Origin of the sequence: Neobacillus mesonae, from assembly GCF_001636315.1 — a bacterium.
GTDB classification, from domain to species: Bacteria; Bacillota; Bacilli; order Bacillales; family Cytobacillaceae; genus Neobacillus; species Neobacillus mesonae.
This window is the reverse complement of record NZ_KV440949.1, coordinates 1,939,586-1,952,336: the sequence shown is the minus strand read 5'-3', so window position 1 is coordinate 1,952,336 and position 12,751 is coordinate 1,939,586. Positions and strand designations below refer to the sequence as shown.

Here is a 12,751-nt window from a genome sequence, read left to right as displayed (position 1 = left end):
TTGTATCTCTTACACACTGCAACTCATTTTAAATTTTTTATTAAAAAAGGCTCAATACTAGAAAATCCAGTCCAAGATTTTGTAATTTTCAAATAGTCGGTGCTAATATTGATTAAAAGGGGTATGGTTATAAATTTTTGGGGGTATGTGAAATGGTGTTATTTTATGGTTTCGCAAGGGAAATAGGAATTGGTGTACATTATGAATAAAGCTAAACGCCTCTATTTTGGCTGGTATATTGTCATTACTGCCTCCATCATCGTTTTGCTTTCAATGGGAATGCGGATGGGAATCGGACCTTTTATCCATCCCATTATGGATGATTTAAAGTTGTCGCGAACGGAAATTTCTCTCATTGTTTCCATTGGCATGATTTTTTATGGAGTTGGCATGCCGTTAGCTGGTATTCTTTTAAAAACTTTTAATACCCGTATGGTGTTGTTGATGGGGCTGGCCATTGTATGTATTTCGATTGTATGGACGGTTTATTCTAAAGGGATGCTTTCCTTTCTCCTTTCTTATGGGGTGTTCTTGTCGATTGGGCTTGCCTTTTTAAGCAGTATTACCTTATCGCCCATTGTTAGCAAATGGTTTGTCCGCCAACGAGGGAAGGCGCTTTTTTATTTGACGACAGGTGGAATGGCTGGTTTGGCAGTTATGACCCCCGTTGAAACATGGTTGATTGGCCTTATGGGCTGGCATAATACGCTGTTATTATTGGGGGCAATCTTCCTCTGCATTGTTCTTCCGTCGGCGATTTTTATTATGCGGGAGGATGTTCCAGAGGAGGCTGATGGAGCAGGTGCTGACGGCGCGAAAATAAGACCTGTTGCCCCTGCCAATCTCACATTAAAGGATGCTTTAAAAACACCAACCTATTGGAAAATTGTGTTTGGCTTATTTGCTTGTGGATTTGGGATGAATCTATTAGGCTCCCATGGGGTCCCAATGTTGATGGACCATCATTTTGCACCAATGACAGCTTCCCTTGGAGTTGGGATAATTGGGGTTGTGGCGATCTTTGGATCATTGTTCTTGGCGCAGCTCGCCGACCGTTTTCCGCGAAAAAATATTTTGTTTTTAGTGTATGTTGTCCGAGGCTTGGGATTTTTCGGTCTTGTTTTTTCGGCGGCTACTTGGCAGCTCTTTCTTGTATCCTTTATTGGGGGATTGGCATGGTCCGGTTCCGTCGCCATGTCCACGGCAATTTTAGGTGATTTATATGGAGTACGGTTATTAGCAATTTTAAATGGATTGGCGTATTTTATCGGGCATCAAGTTGGAGCAGCCATCGGTTCGTTTTTGGGTGGCTGGGGGTACGAAGTGTTTGGAACACACCTATTATCGTTCAGTGCCGCGGGCATCCTCGCGCTTCTTGCCAGCTTAGCATCCATCACATTACCGCAAAGTCTATCATTCTCCAAGCCAACAGACCTGTATGATAGGCATAATATAACAAGTGGACAATGAGAAGGGGATGGTTCTCGCGTCTCATCCTAGAATGATATTTAGACAAAAAAATCCGGGCAGTTTTATTCCGCGTATGCTTTATTAAACCATAAGCCGGCATCAAGACGTTTGATTTCGTTAAGAGTAAAATCCTTTACCTTCCATGGTGCGCGGTTTGGGTAAAGTTCCTTGGCATTAGTTGTCCGTGCCAGTGTTTCAACAAGGATGGCAATCAGCTCGCCATCCTTGGTCATTTGTAAATCGAATTCGACATAATCGGCCTCCATGGTGATGGCCTGCTTGTAGGCAGTAAGTGTATGTTCCGGGCCATATGCGGAGGTCCCCCGGTGGGCAATAATCGCAACATCAGAAGTAAGGGGCTTTAATGATGATTGTCCATTGTCAGTAGCCGTGATTTCAATTGGTTTCGCCAAAACGGCATATGGAGCAGCAGCTGAAACCGACAAAATATTTATTGATAGATTGATAACATTCAGGATGTTTAGGAAGTATTCAAACCACTATTATGTATAAAATAAGATTGGATAATAAAAGAGAAAAGGTGATTAAATGAGTCGATACGCTGAGTTTGTATCCAACAACCATGATCAAAATGTGGAAGAATTAAAAGAATTGCTCCGGATTCCCAGCATTAGTTCCTTATCGGAGCATAAAGAGGACGTTCAACAAGCTGCTTCATGGATAGCCGATAAATTAAAAAATATTGGCATGGAACATGCAGAAGTTGTCCAGACAAAAGGTCATCCGATTATTTACGCCGACTGGCTTCATCAGGAGAATGCTCCGACGGTCTTAGTCTACGGTCATTATGATGTACAGCCTGTTGACCCTGTTCATTTATGGGAGACCCCGCCGTTTGAACCGACCATCCGTGATGAGAAGATTTTTGCGAGAGGAGCAACAGACGACAAAGGCCAGATGTTTTTACATATCAAAGCCGTGGAAACCTTATTAGAATCAGAAGGAAAACTGCCCGTTAACGTGAAATTTTGTATTGAAGGAGAAGAAGAGATTGGAAGTCCTCATCTGCCGCAGTTTTTAGCCGAAAATAATGAAAAATTATCCTGTGATGTAGTGGTGATTTCTGATTCTGATATGTGGGATAGAGGGGTTCCTGCGATCACCTATTCTTTAAGAGGTCTATGTGCACTGGAAGTTTCCTTAAAAACGGCTAATACGGATTTGCACTCTGGTATGTTTGGCGGTGGAGTTCAGAACGCCAATCATTTATTGGTACAGCTGTTGTCCACCCTTCATGATTCAAACGGAAAGGTAAATGTTGCCCATTTTTATGATGATGTCCTTGAACTAACTGAATTTGAAAAGGAACAAATTCAAGCATTGGGATTTGATGAAGAAAAGCTAAAGCAACAGCTAGGATTAACGGATTTGACGGGCGGGGAACACAATGTACCTTACCCAGAAAGAATTAGTTCCCGTCCAACATTAGAGATGAACGGTTTATGGGGAGGATTTCAGGGGGAAGGTACTAAAACGGTCATCCCGAACGAAGCGCATGCGAAAATAACCTGCCGTCTGGTCAATAATCAAAACCCTGAAAAGATTCAGGATTTGATCAAAAGACATCTGGAAGAACAGGCGCCACAAGGCTGCACGGTTAGCGTGTCTCTAGGGGATACGGGCAATCCATTTTTAACGCCGATCGACAGTCCGATGATTCAAAAAGCAGCCGAAGCATACCAAGACGTATACGAAAAATCACCTGTTTACAAGCGGGAAGGCGGCTCAATTCCGATTGTGTCGGATTTCAATCAATCCCTGAATGCACCTGTTGTTTTAATGGGATTCGGTCTGCCAGACGAGAATCTTCATGCGCCTAATGAACATTTTAACTTAGAAAACTTTGATAAAGGCATTTTAACGATTTGTTCTTTTTTAGAACAGTTGAAATCATGAGGGATTGACAGCATAAGCAGTTACGTTACTGTGGAAAAAGTGAAGGATCCCTTTTGATAATAATAAAACCATTCAATAGCTGTAGAAAAAACGCTAGGGTCATTCCTAGCGTTTATTCTTCTTTGGGAATAATCATGTTGAAACCAAGAAAAAAGTTAGCTTGAAGAAGAATCAAAAAGGGAATATGATAAAAAGAAAATTGTGCCATTGAAGGTGAACATTTTGAAGCTATTTAAAAAAGTTAATCAATATAAGACCATTCAGCTTAACCCGGCACACGTACTAATGCTGGGTTTTATGGCATTAATCTTTTTGGGGACGTGTTTATTTATGATTCCCGCTGCGACAAAGGATAGGCATCATCTCAATTTCATTGATGCTTTATTTGAAGCAACTTCTGCTGTTTGTGTTACAGGGCTTGGGGTAGTCGATACTGGAACGACATTTACTTTGTTCGGTCAAATCGTTTTACTTCTCCTTGTTCAACTGGGCGGCTGGGGATTTATGACGAGTGGAATTCTTACTTTTATCTTATTGGGGAAAAGGATTGGGTTTAAGCAAAGACTTCTGCTTCAACAGTCAATGAATGCTTTTTCATTGCAAGGAATCATCAAGCTTGTTCAAAAGGTAATTGTTATTACGTTAATTGTAGAAGCTATTGGTGCCATTTTTTTAGCGATAAGATGGTCACAGGAAATGAGTATGGGGAAAGCTATTTATTATGGAATATTCCATTCTATTTCTGCCTTTAACAATGCGGGATTTGGGCTTGAACCAGATAATTTGAGCAAGTGGGTCGGTGATCCGACTGTCAATCTTGTGATTACTTCCTTATTTATCATAGGCGGGGTCGGTTTTTTTGTAGTTGCAGACATTTTTGAAAAGAGGAATATATTTAAATTTTCCCTTCACACTAAAATTGTTTTAACCGTTACATTAATTCTGAATGTAGTAAGTACATTGATTATTTTTGCATTAGAATATAACAATCCTGCTACTTTAGGGAGCTTGGGAACAACAGAAAAATGGTGGGCTGCTTATTTTCAGGGAGTCGTTACTCGTACCGCTGGCTTTAATACTATTGATATTGGACAAATGACACCTAGTTCCCTTGTCCTTATGGTAGGATTGATGTTTATTGGCGCATCGCCTGGCTCAACAGGCGGGGGAATTAAAGTGACAACGTTTGCTCTATTGCTTCTCGCTCTATGGTCGGTTTTAACGAACAAGCAAGATATTAATGTATTTAAACGGAGAGTCCCCGCTTCACAAGTATTTAGGGCTTTATCAATCGCGGTATCAAGTATGATTTTTATTTTCATTATTTTCTTTTCCCTTACGATCACCGAAAGAGGAGCAGATGTAACGGCCATCATATTCGAAACCGTTTCTGCCTTTGGAACCGTTGGACTTAGTACAGGATTAACTGGTGATTTAAGCCATATGGGACGTATTTTAATCACCATCATGATGTTTATCGGAAGAGTGGGCCCCCTAACAATGGCCTTTGCCCTTGCCATTCGTTCCAACAAAGTATCAAAAATCCGTTACGCGGAAGAAAAAATCCTCATCGGATAAGTGTAAAAGTAAATATATATTATTTAGCTATGTGGGAAAGGGTAGCTAACTAAACATTTATTTACCCGCCTAGAGTGGGACTGTCCGGCTTTGATGAACGAAAAAAGTCAACGAGGTATATGGAGTCATAAAAACGCTGTTGATCTTTCATCAACAGCGTTTTTTTTCGTTGTAAGGGGTTTGGGTTTTTCATAACCTGCTTATGCTGTCATTTTCCCCTTGTTAAGAGGTTTTGCGGAAGCTTTTTGTTCCCATTGGTCGAGCAGGGCGGCGTTTGCTGTGTTTCCAAACACATTTAATAGAGTTCTAAAGCCATCGGTTAGACGGTCGATGCCGGCAACAATTGCGATGCCTTCAAGGGGAAGCCCTGCAGCTGTTAATACGGTTGACATCATGATAATTCCCGCCCCTGGCACGCCAGCAGTACTGAAAGAAACCACAATGGAACTGATCATAATCGTTGCAATCAGAAGCGGCGTTAATTGGACATCGAAAAGCTGGGCCACAAACAAGGCGTTAAAGCCTTGTAAAATACAGGCACCATCCCTTTTTAAGGCCGTCCCTAAAGGAATAGCGAAACTAGCAATCTCGTCTTTCATTTTATATTGACGCTGTGCATTCTCAATCGCGGCCGGGAGAGAAGCATTGGAACTTGCGGTGCCAAAGGCAATCCCGAAGGTTGGCAGGAAGCTTTTCCAAAAACGCGCGGGAGAAATTTTACACACATATAAAATGAGTGAATAGGCAGCCAGCATGATGCCGATTGCTAAAACCAGGCCGATTATGTACATCAGCAGCTTCTGTACCAAACCAAACCCTTGCGTTGCTATAACTGAACTAATTAAGGCAAATACTCCAATCGGGGAAAGCTTCAGTATAACGACAGTAATTTTTTCAATGATGTGATGGAAGCTTTCAATAAAGGAAAGGAATGCTTTTCCTTTATCACCCGCAAGGCGTAATCCAATAATAATAAGGATCGCCGTGAAAATAATTTGCAGTAAGTTTCCCGTTGAAAATGCCTCAAATGGATTTGATGGAATAATCGAAATGAGCCAGTCGATGATTCCTTGGCCTTCAGGTGCTTCCTGGGCACTGACTTTACCTACATCGCCCACAGCGGTTCCAGGCTTTAACACAGAAGCAGTGGCTATTCCAATTAGGAGAGCAACGATGTTCGTAAAAATATATAGAGTTAATAGCTTCCAAGTAAGGCGGCCCACTTTTTCTGTATTCTTAATGCTTAAGAATCCTACGATAAGTGACGTAAACACAATAGGTACAACAACAAACTGAATAATTCTAAGAAATCCTTTCCCTACTGGTGATAAGACATATTGATCCAACGTAGGAACAATGCTTGGAAAAAATACATTTAAAATTGCACCAAAGAATATGCCGAGCACTAAGCTGACTGTTATTTTTGTGGAAAGCTTCACAGATTACACCTCTAATTCATATTGGTTTTATAGGATTAATTATTTACCTAACTATAGTAAAGTGAATTATGGTTGTCAAGGTAAAAAACACATATTATCCTAAATATTTTGAAAACGGGAGGCGATGACGCGCGGGGACGGTTCTTGTGCTTCATCCTAGGATTATTTACTAGACAAAAAAACCGGGCAGTTTTTGCCCGGCTTCTCTTCGTAATAAAGGTGTTCTTTGGTAATGTATTTGGTTTTAACTAATGAATATTACGCTTTCTGAAATTCCCGCCCTTAACCTCTGCTACGTCATATACCGTTACAAAGGCACCTTCATCAATTTCATGAATGATTTCTTTAATTTTGCTGTCTTCTAAGCGATTGATAACACAAGTAATTTCCTTGAATTTTTCTTTGGAATATCCACCAAGAACTTCATTATACGTTGCACTTCGACCTAATCGATCACGTATAGTTTCTACCATTAATTCAGGTTGAGTGGTGATGATTTTAAAGGTTTTAGAGCCGCTTAAACCCTCCTCAACGATGTGAATCACTTTAGAAGCAATATAGTAAGCAATTGCTGACAGGATAGCCCCTTGAAAGCCGAATACGGTAGAAACAAAAATAAAGACAAATAAGTTCAAGAAAAGAATGAAATCACTTGTCCCAAACGGTAATTTTCGCGAAAGTAGTACGGCCAGCATATCAATACCATCTAGTGCACCGCCATTACGCAGGGCCAGTCCCATTCCAAACCCCAGAATAATCCCGCCAACCACCGTAACTAGTAAGGTATCCCCTTTAATAATAGCTGGCATATGATGCATCAGGGTGGTGCTAACAGCGAGTGAAGCAATTCCGAGAACCGAAAAAAAAGCAAAGCTTTTTCCGATTTGTTGATATCCTAACCAAATAAAAGGGATGTTAATAATGGCAATGAGAGCTCCTAATGGTAATCCAAATAATTCGGAACCAACAATACTAAGACCGGTTACACCTCCATCAGATACGTTATTTGGGATTAATACCGTTTCTAGGCCATATGCTGCAATAAAACCCCCAATCATGATGGCCAATCCTCGTAAAATTATTTTAAGTGTTTTGGGCTTCTGCTTTTTAATGTTGCTCATTTCATTCCTCTTTTCATACGCTTTTTCTTAGTTTAGTTTATCAAAAAAATCCTCTTTTAGTAGTCAACAGGGGGATGACGGCTCCTAAATGTTTAGATTTAGCAAAGCACGGAGGATTATTTACTAGATAAAAAAACCGGGCAGTTTTTGCCCGGCCCTTCTTAATGATAAAGCCCGTCCGTATAAACAGCAGTCATGGTTTCGGCGATTTCCTCGACGGTGCCTTGGTGTTCATTTCGGACGATTTCCCATAGATACATTTCGTTCGTGAAGAACCAGCCCTTAGCGACAAGCGTGTGGTTTAGCTCTGCTTGGGCCAGTCCATTTTTCTGGGCGAATGCGATGTCTTGTGAAATTCGCTGGATGAATTTTTCACGGATTGCTTTCCATTTCGCTGCAATCGATGACGAGATTCCGATGGCCTGCTCAAATAACTGCATCATGCTCCGTTCGGTTTCGGCCATTTTTAAAAAAGCAGTTGCCTGCGAAAGGATGATCTGCCGCGCTTCTTCCTTTGTATTTGGGGAAAAGGAAACCTCGGCAATGTCATAGAATTTTTCCATAACATCATCCATTAGCACCATTAAAATTTCTTCTTTTCCTTCAAAATGAACATAAGCGGTTCCGTAGCCAATTCCTGCCTTTTTGATCATTTGTGAAATCGTTGCTTTTTGAAAGCCTTCCACTAGAAAAACTTCCCTGGCAGCCTCCAGCAGCTTTTGCTTTGTCTTCATGGAACGTAAATGGCGTTTGTCGACCACATCATGTTTCTCCTTCATTTCCGTATCCTCCTGTACTTTCTACCATAAAGAATATCTAAAAATAAGTGCGGTTACAAGATTGTTAATTTTCTGAAATATAATATTGACATCATGTCATATTTATTGATATATTTTCTTCAAGTAATAAAAAGGGGGAATTTCATAATGATGCAACCAACTTTAGAATATGCAAAAAAACTAGATGACGCGGACTCTTTAAGGCAGTTTCGGGAGGAGTTTTTTCTCAAGCCAGGTTCGATTTATATGGACGGAAACTCGTTGGGGCTGCTTTCAAAGCGAGCAGAACGGACTTTGCTGGAATCGCTGGAAGATTGGAAGGAACAGGGGATTGACGGCTGGACAAAGGGAACACATCCCTGGTTTGATCTTTCTGAGAGATTAGCAGAATTGTTGGCACCCCTCGTAGGAGCATCAGCTGAGGAAGTGATTGTAACCGGTTCCACGACGGTTAATCTACATCAGTTAGTAGCGACATTTTATCAGCCGCAAGGAAAACGGACGAAAATTGTAGCTGATGAGTTGAATTTTCCTACGGATATTTATGCGCTAAAAAGCCAGCTACGCATCCACGGTTATGATCCAGATGAGCATTTGATTCGCGTAAAAAGCAGGGATGGCCGTGTCATTGAAGAAGAGGATATAATAGAAGCAATGACCGATGAGGTGGCTTTAGTGATTCTCCCGACGGTTCAGTATCGCAGCGGGCAAATTCTTGATATGAAACGGTTAACCGAGGAAGCCCATAAACGCGGCATTTTAATCGGTTTTGATGGCTGTCATTCCGTCGGGGCGATCCCTCATGCTTTTAGCGAGTGGGATGTAGATTTTGCGTATTGGTGTAATTACAAATACTTGAACGGCGGGCCGGGAAGTGTTGGCGGGCTGTATGTGAATCGGAAACATTTTGGTACGAATCCTGGTTTGGCCGGATGGTTTGGCTCCCGAAAGGATAAACAGTTTGATCTGGAGCATACCTTTACGCCTGCGGAAACAGCCGGGGCCTATCAAATAGGCACGCCGCATGTGTTAAGCATGGCACCGCTGCTTGGATCTTTGGAAATTTTTGCAGAAGCAGGGATTGAAAATATTCGAAAAAAATCGCTAGAGATCAATCAGTATTTCATGGAATTGATTGAAGTGGAGTTAGCGGGGCTTGGGTTTGAAATTGGCAATCCACGTGACGATGCACGCCGCGGCGGCCATGTCTGCCTTGAGCATCCGGAAGCAGCACGGATTTGTAAGTCATTAAAAGAAAACGGGATTATTCCGGATTTCCGCGCCCCAAACGTGATCCGCCTAGCGCCGATTGCGCTTTATACCTCTTATGGAGACGTGTGGAACGTGGTGCGAATTTTGAAGGAAATTATGACGGAAAAACAATATGAGAAGTTTGCTAATGAGCGGGAAATTGTGGCGTAGACGGAATGGAGCAACTCGCAAGTAACTTGTTGTTATCTGCAAGTAACATGCTGCTATAGGCAAATAATGCATGCCATACGCAAAAATTCGCAGATAAGCAGAAAAAGAAGCCGCGATACCTAAAAAGTGACGCTGCGGCTTCATAAAAAAAATTCCGATAAAGGAAAGGCGGGGACATATGGAAAGTAAGATGGAAAAGGGATTAAAGCGGGAACTCAAAACAAAGCAGCTGACGATGATTGCGATGGGGTGTGCCATCGGAACCGGGCTGTTCCTCGGCAGCGGTCTTGCCATTAGTACGGCAGGGCCGGGTGTCTTGATTAGTTATGCAATTGGGGCGTTTATTGTCCTCTTGCTCATGGGCTGTTTGGCGGAAATGACGGTTGCCCATCCCACATCAGGATCGTTCGGGCTAATTGCCGAAAAATACATCCATCCGATGGCTGGGTACCTCGTCCGCTATTCGTATTGGGTTGCCAACGTTTTGGCTGTCGGAGTCGAAGTAAGTGCCATTGCCGTCTATATGAAATACTGGTTCCCAACCGTGCCGGGAATTGTCTGGATTTTGTTTTTTGGAGCGGTGCTCATTTATGTAAATGCTACGAGCGTACACACCTTTGCAACCTTTGAATACTGGTTTTCGATGATCAAAATCAGTGCGATTATCGGCTTTATTTTACTAGGCGCTTATGTTTTATTTGGATCCTCTGGTCCTTCTAACATTGGTCCTGAAAATTTTACAAATGACGGGGGATTTCTGCCGTTTGGCTTTAAGGGTGTCTGGATTGCGATTTTTATTTCGCTATTTAGCTTTTTAGGAACCGAATTGATTGCCGTAACCGCCGGTGAAGCGAAGGATCCCGATGTGGCGGTGCCTAAAGCGTTGAAGGCAACGGTTTTCCGTCTTTCCACCTTTTATGTCCTGACGCTCGCGATCATGCTGATGATTGTTCCGTGGAAGCAGGCAGGTATCGATAAAAGTCCATTTGTAAAAGTAATGGAAATTTTGAATATCCCCGGTGCCTCTGGAATTATGAATTTTATTATTTTGACCGCAGCCTTATCGGCGATGAACAGCCAATTGTATGCTTCGACTAGAATGGTGTTCTCTTTGTCCCAAGCAAAATTTGCTCCTGCTGTTTTTGGAAAAGTTAATGGTAAGGGAGTTCCATTATTTGCTCTAGCTGTTTCCGCCGTCGGGATTATTGTCGCCGCGGTGGTCAGCGCCGTGTTCCCGGGAACCTCGTACGCCTTTATGATGGGGATTTCTATGTTTGGAGCTATTTTTACATGGTTAATGGTGTTTATTTCGCATTTATTTTTCCGAAACATGTGGGAAAAATCAGGGGGCCGCAAGCTTCCTGTGAGGATGATCGGGTTTCCTTATTTAACCCTACTTGGAGCGGTTTTGTTAGTGTGTTTAATGATTACAACATGGTTTACACCGTTTAAAATTTTGCTTCAGTTCGGGATTCCGTGGCTGGTATTTTTAACGGTTGTCTATTTCTTTTTTCATAAAAAGAGAGTGGATGCAGCTTCCCAGCAGGACATAGTGGTGAAAGATTGATTAGGGGGTCTTCAAAATGGATAACTTAGAGAATAAAAATTTAGAAAAAGGCATTCAATTAGACTTTCAAAAGGATATGTCATATGGTGATTATTTGCGGCTTGACCAGCTTTTGTCGAGCCAGCACCGGCTTTCGGATCACCACGATGAAATGCTGTTTATCATCATTCATCAAACGAGCGAGTTATGGATGAAGCTGATTTTGCACGAGCTGAATGCGGCCATTGCCTGCATCCGTCAAAATGATCTGGAGCCTTCGTTTAAAATGCTGTCGCGGGTATCGAGGATTCAACAGCAGCTCATCCAGTCGTGGAGTGTGCTTTCAACGCTGACGCCGTCCGAGTACATGCAATTTCGTGATAAATTGGGGCGCTCTTCAGGATTTCAATCCTATCAAAATCGCTTGATTGAGTTTGCGCTTGGAAATAAGAATGCTCGTACCCTTGCCGTCTATCAGCATCAGGAAGAGTTATATCCGTTGATGGTGAAGGCGCTAAATGAGCCGAGCATTTATGATGCAGCAATATTTGCACTTGCGGCGCATGGGTTAGAGGTCGATGAAAAAGCGCTGAACCGCGACTGGTCGCAAAACTATGAACCGAACGCAAGTGTCGAAGAGGCATGGCTGACGGTGTACCGCAACACGGACCAATATTGGGATTTATACGAGCTGGCGGAGAAGCTGGTGGATATCGGCAACCAGCAGCAGCTTTGGCGATTTAATCATATGACTACAGTCGAAAGAATTATTGGCCATAAAACAGGAACAGGCGGCTCGTCCGGAGTTACCTATTTAAAAAGAGTGCTGGACCAGCAATTTTTCCCGGAGCTGTTGAGCTTACGGACAAAGCTGTAAGAGGGGATGTGCTTGGTAATTCTAGCTGTTATTGAAGACAGTTATTGAGTAAATAGAGCGGATTTTGTCTCCAATGTGGCTTATTGGAGACAGTTTTCGTGAAAATGGAGAGAGTTTTGTCTCCAATGGTGCTTGTTGGAGACACTTTTCGTAAAAATAGAGAGAGTTTTGTCTCCAATGAAGCTTATTGGAGACACTTTTCGTGAAAAAAGAGTGGGTTTTGTCTCCAATGGAGCTTATTGGAGACACTTCTCGTGAAAAAAGAGCGGATTTTGTCTTCAATGGAGCTTATTGGAGACACTTCTCGTGAACATGGAGCGGGTTTTGTCTTGAATGAAGCTTATTGGAGACACTTTTCGTGAAAAAAGAGTGGATTTTGTCTTCAATGAAGCTTATTAAAGACAGTTTTCGTGAAAAGGAAGCGGATTTTGTCTTCAATGGAGCTTATTGGAGACACTTCTCGTTAAAAAAGAGAGAGTTTTGTCTCCAATGAAGCTTATTGGAGACACTTTTACAAAAATGGAGAGAGTTTTGTCTCCAATGCGGCCTATTGAAGACATTTTTTATAAAGACGCAGTAGATATTGTCTCCAATAAGACATA

The 12,751-nt window shown here is 42.1% G+C and carries 10 protein-coding genes; 6 read left to right on the top strand and 4 right to left on the bottom strand.

What is annotated here, in order from left to right:
- Positions 1-201: 201 nt before the first annotated feature.
- The gene (locus A6749_RS09445) at positions 202-1,470 is read left to right on the top strand and encodes an MFS transporter (protein ID WP_066388587.1); all 1,269 of its coding nucleotides are present in this window, start codon (positions 202-204) and stop codon (positions 1,468-1,470) included.
- Between the two features lie 62 nt (positions 1,471-1,532).
- On the opposite strand, the gene A6749_RS09440 is transcribed toward A6749_RS09445, so the two are convergent.
- Positions 1,533-1,916 (bottom strand): glycerophosphodiester phosphodiesterase family protein, encoded by a 384-nt coding sequence (locus A6749_RS09440; RefSeq protein ID WP_066388585.1) that lies wholly within the window; start codon positions 1,914-1,916, stop codon positions 1,533-1,535.
- A 103-nt stretch (positions 1,917-2,019) separates the two neighbouring features.
- Here A6749_RS09440 and A6749_RS09435 point away from each other — a divergent pair, with 103 nt between their 5' ends.
- Together A6749_RS09435 and A6749_RS09430 are read left to right on the top strand one after the other, a co-directional pair.
- On the top strand, positions 2,020-3,387 hold the full coding sequence (locus A6749_RS09435) for a dipeptidase (RefSeq protein ID WP_066388583.1): 1,368 nt from the start codon (positions 2,020-2,022) through the stop codon (positions 3,385-3,387).
- A 285-nt stretch (positions 3,388-3,672) separates the two neighbouring features.
- Positions 3,673-4,965 carry a TrkH family potassium uptake protein gene (locus A6749_RS09430; protein WP_084798053.1) on the top strand — a complete coding sequence of 431 codons (1,293 nt, stop codon included), beginning with the start codon at positions 3,673-3,675 and terminating at the stop codon, positions 4,963-4,965.
- Positions 4,966-5,165: 200 nt separating this feature from the next.
- On the opposite strand, the gene A6749_RS09425 is transcribed toward A6749_RS09430, so the two are convergent.
- The 3 genes from A6749_RS09425 to A6749_RS09415 form a co-directional block, all read right to left on the bottom strand.
- Complete coding sequence (locus tag A6749_RS09425) at positions 5,166-6,404, bottom strand: dicarboxylate/amino acid:cation symporter (protein ID WP_066388581.1); 1,239 nt, start codon at positions 6,402-6,404, stop codon at positions 5,166-5,168.
- Positions 6,405-6,652: 248 nt separating this feature from the next.
- Positions 6,653-7,525 (bottom strand): YitT family protein, encoded by an 873-nt coding sequence (locus A6749_RS09420; protein ID WP_066388579.1) that lies wholly within the window; start codon positions 7,523-7,525, stop codon positions 6,653-6,655.
- A 161-nt stretch (positions 7,526-7,686) separates the two neighbouring features.
- Positions 7,687-8,304: a TetR/AcrR family transcriptional regulator gene (locus A6749_RS09415; RefSeq protein WP_066388576.1), complete on the bottom strand. Its 618-nt coding sequence runs from the start codon at positions 8,302-8,304 to the stop codon at positions 7,687-7,689.
- Between the two features lie 147 nt (positions 8,305-8,451).
- On the opposite strand from A6749_RS09415, the gene kynU reads away from it, so the two are divergent.
- The 3 genes from kynU to kynA all read left to right on the top strand — a co-directional run bounded on the left by kynU (position 8,452) and on the right by kynA (position 12,149).
- Entirely contained in the window at positions 8,452-9,726 is a 1,275-nt protein-coding gene (kynU, locus tag A6749_RS09410; protein ID WP_127488978.1) for a kynureninase, read from the top strand.
- Positions 9,727-9,904: 178 nt separating this feature from the next.
- Positions 9,905-11,293 carry an amino acid permease gene (locus tag A6749_RS09405; RefSeq protein ID WP_084797736.1) on the top strand — a complete coding sequence of 463 codons (1,389 nt, stop codon included), beginning with the start codon at positions 9,905-9,907 and terminating at the stop codon, positions 11,291-11,293.
- A gap of 16 nt (positions 11,294-11,309) precedes the next feature.
- A complete protein-coding gene (gene kynA, locus A6749_RS09400; RefSeq protein WP_066388575.1) occupies positions 11,310-12,149 on the top strand; it encodes a tryptophan 2,3-dioxygenase in 840 nt (279 codons plus the stop codon).
- Positions 12,150-12,751 lie beyond the last annotated feature (602 nt).